The organism is Stenotrophomonas sp. 2619 (assembly GCF_040548725.1).
Taxonomy (GTDB): Bacteria; Pseudomonadota; Gammaproteobacteria; order Xanthomonadales; family Xanthomonadaceae; genus Stenotrophomonas; species Stenotrophomonas maltophilia_AP.
The window spans coordinates 90,123-108,113 of record NZ_JBEPSF010000002.1 but is presented as its reverse complement, the minus strand read 5'-3'; the positions used below and the strand labels follow the sequence as shown (position 1 = coordinate 108,113).

Here is a 17,991-nt window from a genome sequence, read left to right as displayed (position 1 = left end):
GGATAGGCATATCCCACGATTTTCTTCGAATGGATGGGTATTTCGGTGATCGTGGGGCGATTGGATGTGATTCAGATCAAACACGACATTCACCGCGATGGCCTAGACTCAGGGCATGCAAGACCAACGCAATCTTTTCCCGCCGTTCCATGGCCGTGATCGACTGATCTCGGCCATCGATCACGCGGTGCAGCACGAGAGCCCGCAGCAGATCGCCGCCACCCTGCGCAGTGCGCTGCGCGAGGCCATCGCCGACAGCCGCATCCAGCTGCCGGCCTGCGTGCACCACCCCATCGAAGACCACTACGCCCGCCGCGAGCTGTACCGCAGCGCGGCGCACGGCTACAGCATCGTGGCAATGAGCTGGGGGCCGGGGCAGGGCACGCCGCTGCATGACCACAGCGGGCTGTGGTGCGTGGAGGGGGTGTGGCTGGGCCAGCTGGAAATCACCCAGTACCGGCTGCTCGAACGCGACGGCGAGCGCTTCCGCTTCCGCGCCGAACCGGCGGTACTGGGCGACTGCGGCAGTGCCGGCAGCCTGATCCCGCCGCACGAGTACCACACCATCCGCAATACCAGCGATAAAGACCTGGCCATTTCGGTGCATGTGTACGAAGGCGAGATGACCCGCAGCGCGATCTTCGAACCCGCAGCGGGCGACTGGTACCAGCGCCGCGTGCAGGTGATGGAAACCGACGCGGCCTAGTGCCGCGCTCGACCCGCGGCCTGCGCCGCGCGCATCATCCGGTTCCCGCCTTTCGATGTGCCGCCATGCGTTCGTTTCCGTTCCAGCAGGTCAATGTGTTCAGCCAGGATCCCCTGCGGGGCAATCCGCTGGCCGTGGTGCTCGATGCCGAGGGCATCGACGACGCGCGCATGGCCGCGTTCGCGCACTGGACCAACCTGAGCGAAACCACCTTCCTGCTGCCGCCCACCGATCCGCAGGCGGATTACCGCGTGCGCATCTTCACCACACTGGAAGAGCTGCCGTTTGCCGGGCATCCCACCCTGGGCAGCTGCCATGCCTGGCTGGCCCACGGCGGCGTACCCAAGAGCGAGGAGATCGTGCAGGAGTGCGGGATCGGGCTGGTGCGGATCCGCCGCAGCGACGCCGGCCTGGCCTTCCTGGCGCCGCCGTTGCTGCGCGGTGAGGCGTTGGCGGCGGACCTGCGCGAGCGGGTGCGGCGTGGCTTGGGCGTGGCGGCCGAGGACGTGGTGGACGCACGCTGGGCGGACAACGGCACCGGCTGGCTCGCGCTGCGCCTACGCGATCGTGCCGCGGTGCTGGCGGTCCAACCGGACTATGCGCAGCTGATGGGCCTGAAGGTGGGCGTATTCGGGCCGTGGCTGTCCAGCGAAGGCAGCGAGGCCCAGTACGAGAGCCGCGCCTTCATTGCCGGCGATGGCGCACCGGAGGACCCGGCCACGGGTAGCCTCAATGCCGGCATCGCGCGCTGGCTGCTGGCCACCGGCGAAGCGCCGGACCGCTATGTGATCAGCCAGGGCACGGCGATCGGGCGTGCCGGGCGGCTGCGCGTGGAGCGGGTGGGCGATGCGCTGTGGATCGGGGGCGACTGCGTGACCTGCATCGAGGGCAGGGTCACGCTGTAAGCCATCGCAGCCATGCAGGGCACGGGCACTACCGATCCAGCGTCACCACGTTGTTGCGCTGGGTCACCTCGGCCGTGCCGTCGGCCTGCATCACGCGCACCCGCCAGCCGCTACGGTTGCCGGCCGGCAACGGCAGGCGCACCGTGGCGGTCTTCGGCAGCAGGTCGGTCGGTGCAGCCAGCGCGGGAATGTCCGCCCGTGCCAGTTCGCGGCCCTTGGCATCCTCCAGCACCGCCACGCCCGCGCCCGTGGCCACGTGGCCCAGGCTGTGCACGGTCACGTGCAGTTGTTGCCCGTCCACGCGCACATCGCCGCGGCCGATGCCGAGGTCGGCGCGCTGTTCGACCGGCGTGCCGGCCTGCACCAACGCGAACTCGAACACCTGGCTCTGGCCCGGTGCGAAGCGCAGCGTGGTCGAGGCACTGCGTTCCAGGGTGAGGTCATGCGTGGTCGCCTTGCCGTCGATGGTGTCGTCGCCGTCGCGGTCCACGCCGCTGGTCATCCGCCATTGCCCGGCGGTGACGTTCCAGGTGCTCATCTCCGCGTCCACCGCGCGCGTGCCCAGGTTGTAGGCGATCACCTTGAAGCGGTCCGGCGAAGGCGCGTGCACCAGCAGCGCCACCTGTTCGGCCGCGTCGGGCTGGGCGAAGCGCCAGCTCACGGTGTGGCCCGGCCAGCTCTGGTTGCGCTTGAGCGCGATGCCGCCCAGCCGCGCACGCTGCAGGAATTCGCTGGGCGCCTCGACACGGTCGGACCACCAGTGGCCCTCGGTGTTCATGTACTCCCGCTGCGCCTTGGCCTGGATGCCATCGGCGTGCAGCGCCGCCAGGTACCTTTTGTCGCCGGTGGCCTGCCACGCCATCAGGCTGGAGAAGCCGGTATTGCCGGCGTCGGCGTCGCTGATGAAACGTGGGTTCCACTCGGCGCCGCGCCCCAGTGCGTCCACGTAGTTCTCGCCCAGGTTGGACAGCGCCCCCGGGCCACCGCGCTCAACGCGGTAGTCCAGCGCCTTGAGGTATTTGTCATCGCCGGTCCAGCGCCATGCCGCCCAGAAGGTGTGCATGATGTCGCCGCTGCCCGAGCCGTTGTTGAGCTCGCCGCCACGGGTCTTGCCGGTGGCCCAGTGGATCTCGTTCGGCAGCGCCCAGCGGCCCTTGTCGTCGGTGTAGGCGTGGGCCAGGTAGCTGTCGGCCAGCCCGGTGACCAGCTTGCGGCCGGTCGGGTCGGCGTTGTACTGGCCCATCAGGAAGGCCGGGTGCAGCACCGGGAAGGAGTACGGCTTCTGCCACTGCCAGTTCGGTTCGCGGTAGACCTTGTTGCCGCCGAACCAGTTGCTGGAGAACAGCAGGTGGCCCTGCGGGTTGGGCAGGATGATGCGCTCGTCGAAGGCCTTCACCGTTTCCATCAGGCGCTCGACGGTGAGCGGGTCGCCCCAGTTGAGGTAGAGCATCGCGCTGTTGGTGTTGATGCCTTCCTCGTAGGCATGCAGCTCGTCGGTCTCGATGGTGCTCAAGCCGTTGCTGAACATGCCATTGCGGTACACCGCGTCGGACAGTGCGGTGAGCGAGGCGTTGAGCTTGTCCGGCTGCACACCCACCAGCGCCAGCCCCGGCCACTGCTGGGTCAGGTCGGAGTCGTCGGAGATGCCGCCGCCGAAGTCGCCATAGGCGATCTGGCGGTTGTCGATCCACCAGTCGATGAAGCGGCGCACGTATTTGAGGTCTTCGGTCTGCGCGAACGCCCACTGCGGCACGCCCTTGGGCGCCTGCGGCTGGGTGAACGGCGGTTTGCCCTGGCTGTTGTAGCTGATGTAGTTCCAGTACAGGCGGCCGTTGACGTGGTCCGGATCAACCCGCAGCAGGTCGCTCAGGTCGGCGTAGACGCGCGCGTACAGGCGCTGCCGCTTGGACGTGGTGTGTTCTTCCACCAGGAAGCCCCAGTTGTCGCGCGCCTGGTTGAAGCGGTCGGCGATGTGTTCCTTCTTCGCCTCCTCGCGGTCCTTGTAGACCATGCGGATCTCCGCTCCGTCCAGCGAGGCGGCGTTGAAGCCGGGCGCGGCCGAGGCGATGGAGATCCACAGGCTGTCGGCAGTGAGAATGCGGTCGCGCAGGTCCAGCCACAGGGTGCGCTTCTGACCCGGTTTCACCGACACCGACACGTCGATCATGTCGCGCGCCGGCCAGATCGGGTCCTTGATGCGGATGTTGAGCGGGATCAGCCCATCGTGGGTGGCGGGCAGGTCCAGCGCGGGCAGGTCGATGGCCACGCCATCCAGGCCGTCGTGCATGTTCTCCCAGCTATGCGCCCAGCTGCGGATCAGCGGCTGCGCGGCCGGTGCATCGCTGACGCCGGAGGGAATCAGCACGTGCACGATCGGCAGCGGTTGCGCGGGCAGCGTGTCGGCGCTGCGCCTGCGTGCGCCGGCGCCCTTGGGCAACGCCATTACCGTGCTGCGTTCGGCGGCCGGGTAGCGGCCGTCGATGTAGTCGCGCAGCGCGGCGAGGTTGGTGTAGTCCGGCAGCGCCTGGCTGTCGATGAGGTAGCGCTGCGTGACCGTGCCTTCCGGCTCGGCCGCGTCGCTGACCTGGTAGGCCCAGATTTCCTGGATCGGGGTTTCCTGTTCGGTGTTGCGGAAGTGCAGTACACCGCCGGTCTGTGCGGCAATGGTGTTCACGCTGCGCACCACGCCCTGCGGGCGCTGGAACAGGGTCTGCGGCGGCTGGCCATCGGCGCTGTGGCTGAGCCCGCCGAAGGCGGCGCCACGCACTTCGATGCGGTTGACGGTTTCACCGGCTGGCAGGGTCAGGTCCAGCTGCTGGCCGCCCTCGACGTAGGTGTTCCAGTCGGGCAGCTGGAAGTAATCGTTGCGGCCGGGCAGGCGCGAGCGGTTGTACACGCCCGGCCAGGTGGTTTCGGCGATGCCGTCGGTGGCCTTCCACATCCACTGTTTGTGGTCCTTGGTATCGGCAAACTCCACCTTGCGGATCGTCGTGGTCGCGGCGGTCAGCGCCGGCGGCGGGCTGGCATCCCAGCCATGGCGGTGGCGCCAGGCGCGCATCGGGTCCGGCGCGGCTACCGCTGTGGTGGGGGCGGCATTGCGCGCCAGCGCGGCCATGCCGGCTGGATCGAGCAGGCGGTCGTAGACGCGGATCTCGTCAACGTCGCTGCCGCGCAGGAAGTTGTAGCGGCTCTGTACCTGATAGGGCGCCATCACGCGGGCCGCCAGGCCGAGCTGGTCGAGCGCGGCGTCATAGTCGGCGGTGGTCTCCTGGCGGGCGACCTCCTTGCCATCCACGTACAGGCGCACGCCGTGGTTTTCGTCCCAGCCGAAGGCGATGTGCTGCCACTGCTGCGGCGAGGGGTTCTGGTCGAGCGTGAACGACACGCGCGTGCGCGCCAGGTTGGCATCGGTGACGAAGGCATCGAAGCCGTGGCCGTTCCAGTCGATGCGCAGCCAGGCCATGTCCCAGCTGCTGTGGTCGGCATAGCCGACCCGGAAGATCACGAACGGCGCGTCACCCACCGCGTAGCGGGAGCGCCAGAAGAAGCCGAGCGTGCCGCGCTGGGCCTGGATGTTGCCCGGCGCGTTCCACGACAGTACGCCGTCGTCGGCCCATTCGATGGCGCTGCCGTGCGCCCCGTTCGGCACCCGCTTCACCTTGTCCACGAAGTTCGGTACCGGGTCACCCGCGGCGGTGTCGGCCTGCAGGCCCTGGTCGGCCGAGACGTGGAACAGCAGCTGTGGGGCGGCCTGCGCCCAGGCGGTGCCGCTGCCGGCAAGCAGCAGCGCCAGCAGGCTGGCCGACAGGCGGGACGGACGGAGCGAGGGGGCGACAGGGCGATGCATGGGACCTTCCTTTCGACAGCAGAAACAGTACAGCGGAACCACCGGCGGAGCGTCAGCCGCTCACGGTGGCCTCCCGCCCCGGCACCGCGCCCGCCATCCCGGAGAGAAGGACGGGGACGGACGCGGTACAGGTGGCGGAAGGCGCGGCACGGTCAGAACTTGTAGCGCAGGCCGAGGTAATACTGGCGGCCGGTGTGGGTGTAGCGGTCCGGCAACGACAGCGCCGAATCGACGTAGCGCTCATCGGCGGTGTCGAGCAGGTTGATCGCTTCGAAGGTCAGCGAGAGGTTCTTGTTGACCTTGTAGGACATGTTGAAGTCCACGTTCTCCACGCTGTACTTGCCCTGCACGTCGGCAGTGGCGAGCGGGTTGCCGTCCAGGTCCCACACGTTTTCCTGCGACAGGATGGTGCTGATGTACGCGTCGCGGTAGCTGGTGGACACCCGGGCGCTGAAGCGGCCGTCGTCGTAGTACAGGGTGGCGTTGTACGAGTTCGGCGACAGGTTCAGCAGGTCGTTCTCGGTGTAGGTGGTGACGATGGTGCTGCCGGTGCCCGAGCTGAACATGTACTTGATCTTCGACTCGACGTGCGTGTAGTTGAGCTGCACGCCGAAGTTGCGCCAGAAGCCGGGCAGGAAGCTGAAGGGCTGCTGGTAGGACACTTCATAGCCCTTGAGCGGGCCGCCCGGGGTATTGAAGTAGCTCTGCACGTTGAACACGGTGTCCGCGCTGAAGCCGGTGGGCAGCAGATCCAGCGAATAGCCCATGTCAGCCCAGGTGGTCATCAGGCGGGTGCGCTGCACGTAACTGTCGATGTCCTTGTAGAACACCGCCGCCGACAGCAGCGCGCCCTCGTCGAAGTACCACTCCGCGCTGAGGTCGTAGTTGGTCGAGCGGAACGGGTCCAGCTTGGGGTTGCCCAGGTTGATCGAGTACGCGCGGTCATCGTCGAAGTACGCGGTGGGCCCGCCGCTGACGCTTGGGGACAGGTTGGACAGGGTCGGGCGGGCCATGGTCTTGGCCGCGCCGAAGCGCAGCACGACGGTGTCGGTCAGGTCCCAGGCCAGATTCAGCGAGGGCAGCCAGTCGTCGTACTTGTGGCCCACACGGGTGGCCACCTGCAGGCGCTCGCCGGGATCGGCGGTGGCGCTGGCCACGCCGAAGAACGGCGCGCAGGCCGAGGACAGGTCGTTGGCACTGGCGGCCGTGCATGGCGCATAGCCATCGGCGGTAATGCGGGTCTGCACGTAGCGCACGCCAAGGTTGCCGCGGAACGCACGACCCAGCAGGTCGGTGTTGAAGTCCAGCTGCAGGTAGCTGCCGTAACTCTTTTCGTTGACGTCGAAATTGTTGTTGGACGCGCCGAAGTGGCCGACGCTGGCCAGCCGGTAGTCACCGCCCAGGGTGCCGGTGTTGCAGTTGCAGTAGATGTCCAGCAGGTTGGCGATCTGCTTGAAGTCCGGCACCAGCCACGCGTTGGGCAGGCTGCCGTCCATGCCCTTGCCGAACCCGCTCAGCGAGCTGCTGAGGTCACCCACGGTGACGCCGTCCGGCAGCGCCTGCGACAACCGGCCGTAACTGATGTTGCGGTACTCCTGCGTGCTCATGTCGTAGTCCTTGTAGGCCAGACCGCCGCGCAGGGTGAAGGTGGGATTGATGAGGAAGGTGAGGTCCACCTTGGCCGTGTCGAAGGCGTTGTCGACGTACTGCGGGTTCAGCCGCACTTCGCTGATGTTGCCGCCGCGTGCGGTGCCGTTGGCGTTGACCGGCGTGCTGCCGTAGCCCAGCCACTGCCAGTTGTCCACGGCGCTCAGGTCGAACGGGAAGGACATCGCCGGCACCTTGCCGTTGCGCATGTCCAGCACGAAGCCGTCCAGGTTGCTGTTGTCGAAGCTGACCATCGAGAACACCGGCCGTTCGTAGTTCGACGCGGAATGACCCACCACCGCGTCCAGCCGCACCGCGTCGTTGAAGCGGTGTTCCAGGTTCAGGCTGAACTGCTTGAACTCTGTACTTTCTTCGATCGCGGTGGATTCGGTGCGGAAGTCCACGTTGTCGAACACGCCGTAGGTGAGGCGGTTCTGCGCATCGGCCTGCGCCTCGCGCACCACGATCTGGGTCTTGCCGCCGTACTGCGCGGTGCGGTGCAGGTTGGCGCCGATGGAGTCTTCGCGCACGTCCTTGTCGAGCTTGGAATACAACATGTCCAGGTTCAACTGGGTGTCATCGCTGACCTTGAACTGCAGCGCGCCGGTCACGCCCAGGCGTTCGATCTCGTGTTCGGTGCGCACATAGCGCGGGTAGCGCGGGATCCACGCGTTGGTCGCGGTTTCGTAGGCGGCGATGGTGTCCGCCGTGGCGGCGGGCCGGTCCAGGCCGGGGCCGCAGTGGGTGGCATCGATCCCGTAGCTGCCCCAGCCGTTGCTGCGCGCCTGGTTGGCCGCGCTGCCCACGCCGGCGGCGGTTTCATTGGCCAGCGGGTTGCGCGGGGTCTGCGGGTCGTAGCCGGCCGGGCTGCAGAAGCCGTACGTGCCGTTGTTGGCCGCGGTGCTCTGGTTGGAGTTGCGGTAGTTGCCGTGCTCCCAGCGGACCGGGTTGTAGCCTTCTTCAAAGATGGTGCGCTTGCTGTAGGCCACCGACATCAGCGCACCGAAGCGACCGTCGGCCCAGGTGTTGCTGATCAGCCCGGAGATGCGCGGGTCTTTGTTCTTGGACAGCTCGTTGTAGCCGTACTGGCCGCCGAGCGATGCCTGGAAACCCTCGAAGTCGAACGGGCGCGAACCGCGCAGGTCGACGGTGGCGCCCAGCGAGCCTTCGTCGGTCTGCGCCGACTGGGTCTTGCTGATCTTGACCCGGCTGAACAGCTCGGAGGCGAAGGTGTTGAAGTCGAAGCCGCGGCTGCGGTTGACCCCGGTGGTGCCGCTGCCGGCGGTGGACAGCGCTTCCAGCCCGTTGATGCGCACGCGGGTGAAGTCCGAGCCCAGGCCGCGCACGGAGATCTGCTGGCCTTCGCCGCCTTCGCGGTCGATCGACACACCGGCAATGCGCTGCATCGACTCGGCCAGGTTCAGATCGGGAAATTTGCCGATGTCTTCGGCGTAGATCGCATCGACCTGCTCGACGCTGTAGCGCTTCTCATCCAGCGACTGCTGCAGGCTTTCGCGGTAGGTGGCCTTGACCTCGACCTTGTCCAGGTCGACCGCATCGAGTGCAGCCGCCGCTTCGGGCGTCTGCTGGGCTGCGGCGATGCCGGCGGTGCCCTGCAGCGCGAACGCAATGGCCAGCGCAAGCAAGGTAACCGGTGTCTTTTTACGGGGGAACGATCGATCCATCGTGTGTTTCCTTCCAGGGTGCGCCGCCATGCGAGCGTGATGGTGATGAGTCATGGACGTCCGGCCTCCCCCGGAGCGTCTGTCGCGCATGTGCCGCTGTGACACCGTTGGTCATCCGAAACGTAACAAACCCTTCACGCGGCGGCATCTTGCGCCGCAGCAGCGAGGCTGCATGCGATCAGGGCGTGGATGGCAACGACGGCGGCGCGCGCAGCCGGCGGCGTGATCGCTCACGCCGCCGCTGGGTCCTGCCGGTGAATCAGAACTTGTAGCGCACGCCGAGCAGGAACTGGCGGCCACTTTCGGTGTACTGCAGCGGCAGCTCGCCGGTGCTCGGCGAGTACACCCACTCGTCGGACGCCTCGTTGGTGAGGTTGATGCCTTCCAGGCTCAGTTCCAGCTGGTCGCTGATGCGGTAGCGCAGGGAGGCGTCCAGCACGGTGGTGCCGGTCATGCCGTGGTAACCGTTCTCGTTGAAGCCGGTTTCCTGGCCCGGGGCCTGGGTGAGGTAGTCGCTGCGGTTGGTTGCCGATACCCGGCCCGACCACACCTCACCTTCGTAGAACAGCGTGGCGTTCCAGGCGTTCTTCGAGGTACCGGTAAGCTGGTTCTTCATCACCGGCACACCGGCGCCGTTGACGTACTGGATGCTGGTGTCCACCCAGGTGTAGTTCAACTGCACGCCCAGGTTGGACCACTTGCCCGGCAGGAAGGTGAAGGGCTGGGTGTAGTTGGCCTCGACGCCGTACAGTTCGCCGCCCGGGGTGTTGAGCGGAATGGTGAAGGTGAAGTCATCGTTGACCGACGCACCGGTGCCGTCGAGCAGGCTGGCCGGCAGGCCGCTGCTGGAGTACGGACGTACTTCGCGGGTGGTCTGCACGAACGATTCGATGTCCTTGTAGAACAGGCCGATGCCGGCCATGGCGCCTTCGTTGAAGTACCACTCGAAGCTCATGTCCACGTTGGTGGCGCGGAACGGATCCAGGTTCGGGTTGCCACCGGCCACGGTCCGTGCGCCACCCGCCACCGCCACGGTGACGCCCGGCGTCAGGTTGCCCAGCCCGGGACGGCTCATCACCTTGGCCGCGCCCAGGCGGATCAGGAAGTCCGGGGCGACTTCCGCCACCAGGTTGAACGAGGGCAGGGTGTCGTTGTACTTGCGGTTGGTGGTGGCCTGTACCAGCGCGCCGGCCACGGTGGCCGCGCCACTGGAGGTCTGCTCGGTCTGCACGTAGCGCACGCCGAAGTTGCCCGACAGCGGAATGGACCCCAGGTCGGTGGAGAACTCCCCCATCAGCCAGATGCCGCGGTCCTTCTCTTCCACGCTGCGGCTGTTGTTGGCGCGGGGCGCAACGGCGAAGGTGCCGGTGTTGCTGTAGATGTCCAGCGCGTCGGCAATGGCATCCAGGTTGGGCACCACCCAGTTGGACGGCGAACCGGAGATGCCCTTCAGACCGGCCTGGCTGGTCAGGTCCGGCGACACGATGCGGGTGCCGTCGGCAAAGGTTGGCACGGCCACTTCGCTGTTGCGACGCAGCTCCACCGTGCTGAAGGTGTAGTTCTTGGCCAGCACGCCGCCCTTGAGGCGGAAACCGGGGCTGATGTTCCAGTTGAAGTTGACTTCGGCGGTGTCGAAATCGTTGTCCACGTACTGCGGGCGCAGACGGATTTCGGCCAGCTCCCAGCCGTTGGGATCGGTCGGGTTGATCCCGTAGTTCAGGATCGGCGCACGGCTGTTGCCACGGTAGTCGTAGCTGTACCCGTCAACGTCGTACTTGTCCATGATGATGGTGGTCTGCACGGGGTTTTCGTGCGCCGAGCGCGAGGCGCCCACCCTGCCGTTGATCGAGAACGCGTCGCTGAAACGATGATCGAAGTTGAGGCTGGCCTGCTTGAACTCGGTGCTCCACTCGTCGTGGCGGTTCTCGGTGCGGATGTCGACGTTGTCGAACTCACCGTAGACCAGCGCGTTGTTGCGGATCTCGCCGTTGCGCACCACCATCGCCGGCTTGCCGTCGCGCTCGGGGCGCCGCGGAGTGCCGGTATCACGGTTGCGGCTGAAGGAAATGGCTTCGATGTAGTGCTCGTCGCGGGTGGCGTCGATCTTGGAATACAGCGCGTCCAGCGAGATCTCGGTGGCGTCACTGGGCTTCCACTGCAGCGAGCCGGTGATGCCCAGACGTTCCTGCTGGTGTTCCAGCTGCACATAGCGCGGGAAGCGCGGGTGGTAGACGTCGGCACTGCGCGCGGCCGGGAAGGCCGGGCTGAGGGCGAAGTTACCGTTGCTGGGGCCATTGGCCCAGCGCCCGGTGTTGGAGCCTTCTTCCAGCGCCTGGCGCTCGGAATAGGCCACCGACAGCAACGCACCGAAGGTGCCATCGGCAAAGGTGTTGGAGATCAGGGCCGCCAGTCGCGGGTCGGCCTTTTCGGCCATGGCGTTGTAGCCGGCCTGGCCGCTGGCGGCGAAGGTGAAGCCGTCGTAGTCGAACGGGCGCGCGGTGCGCAGGTCCACGGTGGCGCCCAGCGACCCTTCCTCGACGTCGGCCGAGGCGGTCTTGCGCACCACCATCTGCGAGAACAGGTCCGAGGCGAACACGTTGAAGTCGAAACCGCGGCCGCGGTTGGTGCCGCCGCTCTGGTCGCCGGCGCCGACGGTGGTCAGCGCTTCCATGCCGTTGATGCGCACGCGGGTGAAGTCCGGCCCCAGGCCACGCACGGAAATGTTGCGACCTTCACCGGCTTCACGGGTGATGACCACGCCCGGAATGCGCTGCAGCGACTCGGCCAGGTTGAGGTCCGGGAACTTGCCGATATCCTCGGCGACGATGGCATCCACCACGCCGGCTTCGCCGCGCTTGATGTCCAGCGCCTTCTCGACGCTGGCGCGGTAGCCGGTCACGGTGACGGTGTCCAGGTCGGTAGGGGCTTCCTGGGCCAGCGCGGTACCACTCAGCGCCAGGCCGATCGACAGGGCAAGCAAGGTAACCGGTGTCTTTTTCTGGATGTTTCGAGATTGCATGTTTTCCCTCTCCCAAGGTGCTACATGAAACAGCTATCCGGCGACATGTCAGTGCAATGACACCGCTGGTCAGGGCGGACGTTAACAGCCCGTTCCAGAAGGAGCATCTTGCAGCGCAACAGATTTTCAATGTCCCCCGGAGGCTTGCGGGACAATGCTTTCGACATTCGGCGCGGTAGACGCACGGCCGTCCATGGCTAGAATGACACCGCTAGCCATTCCATCCGGGTGCCGCCCACGCGCCCTCGCTTTCACAAGGATCCACCGCCATGAGTCGTGTTGTCTGTTTCGGAGAGTTGCTGCTGCGCATGAGCGCACCGGGCCGCGAGCTGCTGCTGCAGAGCGCGCAGCTGGCGGTGCATCCTGGCGGCGCGGAGGCCAACGTGGGGGTGTCGCTGGCCCACCTGGGCCATGCGGTGGCGATGGTCAGCACGTTGCCGGACAACCCGTTGGGCCGGTTCGTCAGCGGCGAGCTGCGCCGGCATGGCGTGGACACCGGCCACGTGCAGGTCCGGCCCGGTCGCATGGGCCTGTACTTCCTCACCACCGGCGCGGTGCAGCGCGCCAGTGAAGTGGTCTACGACCGCGCCGACTCGGCGTTCGCCAGCGGCACCGCCGCCGACTACGACTGGGACGCGCTGCTGGAGGGCGCCGACTGGCTGCACCTGTCCGGGGTCAGCCCGGCGCTGAATCCGGCCATGGCCCAGGCCACGCTGGCTGCGGCACAGGCGGCCTGCGCGCGTGGCGTACGGGTGTCCTTCGATGGCAACTTCCGGCCGTCGCTGTGGGCACGCTGGCAGGGCGATGCGCCGGCCATCCTGCGCGCGCTGTTCGCCTGCGCCGACGTGCTGTTTGCCGACTACCGCGACATCGGCGTGGTGCTGGGCGGAGAGTTTCCGCACCCGGACCCCGCCGATCGCGTGGACGCTGCGGCCGCGCAGGCCTTCGCCGCGTTCCCGCGGCTGCAGTGGATGGCCTGCACCCAGCGCACCCCGCACAGCGTGGACAACCACGCGCTGGGCGCGATGCTGCTCGGCCGCGACGGCACGCGCGCGGTGGCCCCGACCCGCGAAATGGTGGGCATCGTGGACCGCATCGGCGGTGGCGATGCCTTCGCCGCCGGCATCCTGCATGGCATGATGCGCGGCTTCGCACCGGAGGCGATCGTGCGCTTCGGCCTGGCTGCGGCCTGCCTCAAGCACTCGATCCCGGGCGACTTCAACCCTGTCAGCGAGGCTGACGTGATGGCCCTGACGGGCGAGGAGCGATTCGATGTCCGGCGCTGATCCACGTGTACGTGCAGTCCTGAAACTGGCCCCGGTGATTCCGGTGTTCACCCCGGAGAACATCGACGATGCCGTTGACGTGGCGCGCGCCCTGTTCAACGGCGGCCTGCCGGTGATCGAGGTGACCCTGCGCACCCCCGTGGCGATGGAGGCGATCAAGGCCATGGTCGAGGCCGTGCCCGATGCCGTGGTGGGCGCCGGCACCGTGCTGACCGCCGCGCAGATGGAGCAGGTCAAGCAGGTGGGCGGCCGGTTTGCGGTGTCACCCGGTGCTACCCCGCGCCTGTACGCCGCTGCGCGCGACACCGACCTGCCGTTCCTGCCTGGCGTGGCCACCTCCTCGGAGCTGATGCTGGGCCTGGAGCACGGCCTGGATACCTTCAAGTTCTTCCCGGCGGTGCAGGCCGGTGGCGCAGCGATGCTGTCGGCGTGGAACGGGCCGTTCGGTGACGTGCGCTTCTGCCCCACGGGCGGGATCAGCGCGCAGACCGCCTCGCAGTTCCTGCACTTGCCCAACGTGTTGTGCGTGGGCGGGTCATGGCTGACCACGCGCGCCTTGCTGCAGGCCAGGGATTGGGCTGGCATCGAACAGCTGGCGCAGCAGGCGTCGGTGCTGGCCGGATAGGCCAACCATGGCACCACCTGTGCGATTTCCGCACAGGTGGTGTCTGCGCGCGCGGCTGTTTGCGAGGCAACCGCGCTCCTACAGTGGCCCCTCCTCAACCGAGCCGGGAACCACACCATGATCCTGACCCATCGCCTTGCCCTTGCCGCCCTGATCACCCTCACCGGCAACGCCTGCGCCGCCAGCCCGACGCCCCCCACTACCGGTGCCGATCCACTGGTATCGCTGCCTTCGGACCAGCTGCACTGGCAGGACGTGCCGGGCACGCAGGGCGCGGTCCGCTACGCCAACACCCAGGGCAACATCCTCAGCGACGGCGAGGGCTTCTATTCGGCATTCGTGCGTTTCAAGGCCGGCACCGACAACGGCCTGCACACGCACAGCCAGACCCTGCCCACCGTCGTGCTCAGCGGCACGTTCTACGCGCGCATCGACGGAAAGGAAGTGCTCTACCCGGCCGGGTCCTACTACAGCCTGCCGGCCAACCTGGTGCATGAGAGCGGCTGCAAGGCCGGCACCGACTGCCTGCTGTTCCAGTACCAGGCCAACAACTTCGACCTGGTCCCGGCCTCGCGCTGACGCTCAGCGGGCCGGACGCCCCAGCCTGCGGTACAGGGTGCTGCGGCTGATCCCCAACCGCCGCGCCGCCTGCGCCACGTTGCCACCGGCATTGGCCAGGGCGGCGCGCATCGCGGCTTCGGCGATGGTGTCGAGGGCGCCGGCATCGGCGGGCGGGGCGGGAGCCTGTGCGCTCAGCGGCACGCGCAGGTAGGTCGGCAAGGCATCACGGGCGATCACCTCGCCCGGTTCACTCAAGGCCACCAGCGTGCGCAGGCACGCGCACAGCTGACGCAGATTGCCCGGCCAGACATACGCAGCCAGCGCGGCGAACGCGTCGTCGGCCAGCGAGCGGCCCTGGCCCAGCCGCTGCCACAGGCCGCGCAGCAGCTCGGCCCGATCAGGATGGTCACGCAGCGCCGGCAGTGGCACCGCATGGTCGGCGATGCGGTAGTACAGGTCGCTGCGGAAGTCGCCCGCCTGCATGGCCAGGTCCAGGTCGCGGTGGGTGGCACAGATCAGCGCGAAATCCAGCTGCACCGGCTTGCCGCCGCCCAGCGGCGACAGCGTGCGTTCCTGCAGCACGCGCAGCAGCCGCGGCTGCAGGGCCAACGGCATGTCGCCGATCTCGTCCAGGAACAGCACGCCGCCCTGCGCCTGGCGCAGCAGGCCGGTACTGCCCTGGCGCCGCGCACCGGTGAACGCGCCCTCTTCATAGCCAAACAGCTCGGCCTCGATGAGGCCCTCCGGCAAGGCCGCGCAGTTGACCGCGACGAAGGGTTTGTCGGCGCGCAGGCTGCGCCGGTGCAGTTCGCGGGCGAAGACCTCCTTGCCCGTGCCCGTTTCACCCTGCAGCAGCACCGGCAACTGCGCATCCAGCACGCGGCAGGCGCGTTCCAGCGCGCGCTGCTGGGCCGCATCGAACAGTGGCGTGGCATCGGCCACCGTGGCCGCCGGCCGGCGTGACCCCAACGGCAGCGCGGCGGCCCGCGTCTCCGCACGGCCCCGCACCGGGGCGCGCTGGCCGTCGCCCAGCCGCCCGTACAGCGCGCGTCCCTGGCGGTCGATCAGCGCGCCGTCGTCATGCAGGCGCGCCAACGGCCCATCGAACAGCGCGGCATAGGGCGCATGGCCGATGTCGGCATGCTCCAGCCCGAACAGCGCAAGGCCGGTGCGGTTGGCAGCCACCAGGCGGCCGCCGCGGAAGCCCAGGATGCCTTCGCGCGGGGTGCCCAGCAGGGTGGCGTCGTGGTGCAGCCGCACCAGCTCGCAGTCGGCCAGGCCCGCGTCGAAGTAGCGGTGCTCGATGTGCGCCACCGCCTGCCGCGCCAGTACCCGCGCGTGCAGGTGCTGCAATCGGGCATCGCCGGAGATGTCCAGCACGCCCACGCGCTGGCCGTAAGGGTCGAAGATCGGCGTGGCCGAGCAGGTCAGGATGCCGTGCGGGGCGAAGTAGTGCTCGCCGCCGCGCACTTCCACCGAACGCCCTTCGACCATCGCGGTGCCGATGGCGTTGGTACCCACCGTGGTCTCGTCCCAGCGCACGCCCGGCATCAACGCTACGCGGCCGGCCTTGTCGAGGAAGCCCGGGCTGCCTTCGGCATCCAGGATCCAGCCGTCTTCATCGGTGAGCAGCACGATGCTGCCGGCGGCGGCGATGTCGGCGGCCAGACCGTCCAGCTCGGGGCGGGCCAGCCGCCACAGCTTCTGCTGACGCTCGCGCAGTTCGCGCAGGCGTGCGTCCGGCAACGGCTCCACGTCCGGCTGCGCATCCACCGACAACCCACCCCGCAGGCAGCGCTGCCACGACTGCAGGATGGTGTCGGGCACGATGCCGATCGGCGTCGCGCCGCGCTCGAAGAACGAGCGACGCGCATTGCCGACGCGGTGCAGGAGCGGCTGCTGGGACACCTGTTTCTCCAGTGTCGCATTCTGCGACAGTTGTAGCGGGACCTGTTTCGATAAACAGCACAGCCGGCGTTACCGCGCAATGACCTTCGCTGCTGCACCGCCGCAGATCACGGTCATGCCGCGTGGCTGGCTGCGGTCGGACGGCGTGCCGCAGCGCAGCAGGCCAGAGTTGGCATCGTCCTTGCGGCAGGGAAGGACCCTTACGGGCCTTTCCCTATCTGCTGGAGATGCACCCCGATGAACGCCGTCACGTCCGCCAAGCCGCACGCCACCGACCCGCAGTCCATCTTCAAGCCGCGCTATGGCAACTTCATCGGCGGCCAGTGGGTGGCGCCCCGCAGCGGCCAGTACTTCGAGAACACCACGCCGGTCACCGGCAAGGTCTTCACCGAGGTAGCCCGCTCCAACGCCGAGGACATCGAAGCGGCACTGGACGCGGCGCATGCCGCCAAGCGCGCCTGGGCCGAAACCTCCACCACTGAACGCGCCAACCTCCTCAACAAGATCGCCGACCGCATCGAGGAGAACCTCGAGCTGCTCGCGCATGCCGAGACGTGGGACAACGGCAAGCCGATCCGCGAAACGCTCAACGCCGACATCCCGCTGATGGCCGACCACTTCCGCTACTTCGCCGGCGCGGTGCGCGCGCAGGAAGGCAGCCTGTCGGAGATCGACAAGGACACCATCGCCTACCACTTCCACGAGCCGCTCGGCGTGGTCGGGCAGATCATTCCGTGGAACTTCCCGATGCTGATGGCCGCCTGGAAGCTGGCGCCGGCGCTGGCGGCCGGCAACTGCGTGGTGCTCAAGCCGGCTGAACAGACCCCCGCCTCGATTCTGGTGCTGATGGAGGTGATCGGCGACCTGCTCCCGGCCGGCGTGCTCAACGTGGTCAATGGTTTCGGCGTGGAGGCGGGCAAGCCGCTGGCGTCCAACCCGCGCATCGCCAAGATCGCCTTCACCGGTGAAACCACCACCGGCCGGCTGATCATGCAGTACGCCAGCCAGAACCTGATTCCGGTGACGTTGGAACTGGGGGGCAAGTCGCCCAACATCTTCTTCGCCGATGTGATGGCCGAGGACGACGATTTCCTGGACAAGGCCATCGAAGGCTTCGTGCTGTTCGCCTTCAACCAGGGCGAAGTGTGTACCTGTCCGTCGCGCGCGCTGATCCAGGAATCGATCTACGACAGGTTCATGGAGCGCGCGCTCAAGCGCGTGGCCGCGATCAAGCAGGGCAACCCGCTGGACCCCAACACGATGGTCGGCGCGCAGGCGTCGTCCGAGCAGTTGGAAAAGATCCTGTCCTACTTCGACATCGGCAGGCAGGAAGGCGCGCAGGTGCTGATCGGCGGCGAGCAGGCCAGCCTCGATGGCGACCTGGCCGGGGGCTTCTACGTGAAGCCCACCGTGTTCAAGGGCCACAACAAGATGCGCGTGTTCCAGGAAGAAATCTTCGGGCCGGTGGTGTCGGTGACCACCTTCAAGACCGAGGAAGAAGCGCTGGAGATCGCCAACGACACGCTGTACGGCCTGGGTGCGGGTGTGTGGAGCCGCGATGCCTCGCGTCTGTACCGCATGGGCCGCGGCATCCAGGCCGGTCGAGTGTGGACCAACTGCTATCACGCCTATCCGGCGCATGCCGCGTTCGGTGGCTACAAGCAGTCCGGCATCGGCCGCGAGAACCACAAGATGATGCTCGACCACTACCAGCAGACCAAGAACCTGCTGGTGAGCTACTCGCCGAAGAAGCTGGGCTTCTTCTGAGCCCGCGCCCTGCTTGATCACGATCAAGGCGCCGG

The 17,991-nt window shown here is 67.5% G+C and carries 10 protein-coding genes; 6 read left to right on the top strand and 4 right to left on the bottom strand.

Annotation, left to right across the window (positions count from 1 at the left end; all coding sequences use genetic code 11):
• Nucleotides 1-115: 115 nt before the first annotated feature.
• Together ABIA71_RS03150 and ABIA71_RS03145 are read left to right on the top strand one after the other, a co-directional pair.
• Nucleotides 116-706 carry a cysteine dioxygenase family protein gene (locus ABIA71_RS03150; RefSeq protein ID WP_354283062.1) on the top strand — a complete coding sequence of 197 codons (591 nt, stop codon included), beginning with the start codon at nucleotides 116-118 and terminating at the stop codon, nucleotides 704-706.
• A 65-nt stretch (nucleotides 707-771) separates the two neighbouring features.
• Entirely contained in the window at nucleotides 772-1,611 is an 840-nt protein-coding gene (locus tag ABIA71_RS03145) for a PhzF family phenazine biosynthesis protein (protein WP_354283060.1), read from the top strand.
• Nucleotides 1,612-1,639: 28 nt separating this feature from the next.
• Here ABIA71_RS03145 and ABIA71_RS03140 read toward each other — a convergent pair whose 3' ends face one another.
• From ABIA71_RS03140 to ABIA71_RS03130, 3 genes are all read right to left on the bottom strand, one after another.
• Nucleotides 1,640-5,458: a LamG-like jellyroll fold domain-containing protein gene (locus ABIA71_RS03140; RefSeq protein WP_354283058.1), complete on the bottom strand. Its 3,819-nt coding sequence runs from the start codon at nucleotides 5,456-5,458 to the stop codon at nucleotides 1,640-1,642.
• A gap of 152 nt (nucleotides 5,459-5,610) precedes the next feature.
• Nucleotides 5,611-8,790 (bottom strand): TonB-dependent receptor, encoded by a 3,180-nt coding sequence (locus ABIA71_RS03135; RefSeq protein WP_354283056.1) that lies wholly within the window; start codon nucleotides 8,788-8,790, stop codon nucleotides 5,611-5,613.
• 259 nt (nucleotides 8,791-9,049) lie between these two features.
• On the bottom strand, nucleotides 9,050-11,809 hold the full coding sequence (locus ABIA71_RS03130; RefSeq protein ID WP_354283054.1) for a TonB-dependent receptor: 2,760 nt from the start codon (nucleotides 11,807-11,809) through the stop codon (nucleotides 9,050-9,052).
• Between the two features lie 269 nt (nucleotides 11,810-12,078).
• On the opposite strand from ABIA71_RS03130, the gene ABIA71_RS03125 reads away from it, so the two are divergent.
• The 3 genes from ABIA71_RS03125 to ABIA71_RS03115 all read left to right on the top strand — a co-directional run bounded on the left by ABIA71_RS03125 (nucleotide 12,079) and on the right by ABIA71_RS03115 (nucleotide 14,299).
• Nucleotides 12,079-13,095 (top strand): sugar kinase, encoded by a 1,017-nt coding sequence (locus ABIA71_RS03125; protein ID WP_354283052.1) that lies wholly within the window; start codon nucleotides 12,079-12,081, stop codon nucleotides 13,093-13,095.
• On the top strand, nucleotides 13,082-13,720 hold the full coding sequence (eda, locus tag ABIA71_RS03120; protein WP_354283051.1) for a bifunctional 4-hydroxy-2-oxoglutarate aldolase/2-dehydro-3-deoxy-phosphogluconate aldolase: 639 nt from the start codon (nucleotides 13,082-13,084) through the stop codon (nucleotides 13,718-13,720). Before ABIA71_RS03125 ends, eda begins: the two co-directional genes overlap by 14 nt.
• 117 nt (nucleotides 13,721-13,837) lie before the next feature.
• Nucleotides 13,838-14,299, top strand: a complete 462-nt coding sequence (locus ABIA71_RS03115) for a cupin domain-containing protein (RefSeq protein WP_354283049.1) — start codon at nucleotides 13,838-13,840, stop codon at nucleotides 14,297-14,299.
• Nucleotides 14,300-14,302: 3 nt separating this feature from the next.
• On the opposite strand, the gene ABIA71_RS03110 is transcribed toward ABIA71_RS03115, so the two are convergent.
• Nucleotides 14,303-16,189, bottom strand: coding sequence for a sigma-54-dependent Fis family transcriptional regulator (locus ABIA71_RS03110; RefSeq protein ID WP_354283047.1), 1,887 nt, complete (start codon nucleotides 16,187-16,189; stop codon nucleotides 14,303-14,305).
• 237 nt (nucleotides 16,190-16,426) lie between these two features.
• On the opposite strand from ABIA71_RS03110, the gene adh reads away from it, so the two are divergent.
• On the top strand, nucleotides 16,427-17,956 hold the full coding sequence (gene adh / locus ABIA71_RS03105) for an aldehyde dehydrogenase (protein WP_354283045.1): 1,530 nt from the start codon (nucleotides 16,427-16,429) through the stop codon (nucleotides 17,954-17,956).
• Nucleotides 17,957-17,991 lie beyond the last annotated feature (35 nt).

Excerpts from the sequence above, each read along its gene's own strand:
- ABIA71_RS03140 (WP_354283058.1), bottom strand. The coding sequence starts at position 5,458 with ATGCATCGCCCTGTCGCCCCCTCGCTCCGTCCGTCCCGCCTGTCGGCC.
- ABIA71_RS03135 (WP_354283056.1), bottom strand. The coding sequence starts at position 8,790 with ATGGATCGATCGTTCCCCCGTAAAAAGACACCGGTTACCTTGCTTGCG.
- ABIA71_RS03150 (WP_354283062.1), top strand. The coding sequence starts at position 116 with ATGCAAGACCAACGCAATCTTTTCCCGCCGTTCCATGGCCGTGATCGA.
- ABIA71_RS03145 (WP_354283060.1), top strand. The coding sequence starts at position 772 with ATGCGTTCGTTTCCGTTCCAGCAGGTCAATGTGTTCAGCCAGGATCCC.
- ABIA71_RS03130 (WP_354283054.1), bottom strand. The coding sequence starts at position 11,809 with ATGCAATCTCGAAACATCCAGAAAAAGACACCGGTTACCTTGCTTGCC.
- adh (WP_354283045.1), top strand. The coding sequence starts at position 16,427 with ATGAACGCCGTCACGTCCGCCAAGCCGCACGCCACCGACCCGCAGTCC.
- ABIA71_RS03125 (WP_354283052.1), top strand. The coding sequence starts at position 12,079 with ATGAGTCGTGTTGTCTGTTTCGGAGAGTTGCTGCTGCGCATGAGCGCA.
- eda (WP_354283051.1), top strand. The coding sequence starts at position 13,082 with ATGTCCGGCGCTGATCCACGTGTACGTGCAGTCCTGAAACTGGCCCCG.
- ABIA71_RS03115 (WP_354283049.1), top strand. The coding sequence starts at position 13,838 with ATGATCCTGACCCATCGCCTTGCCCTTGCCGCCCTGATCACCCTCACC.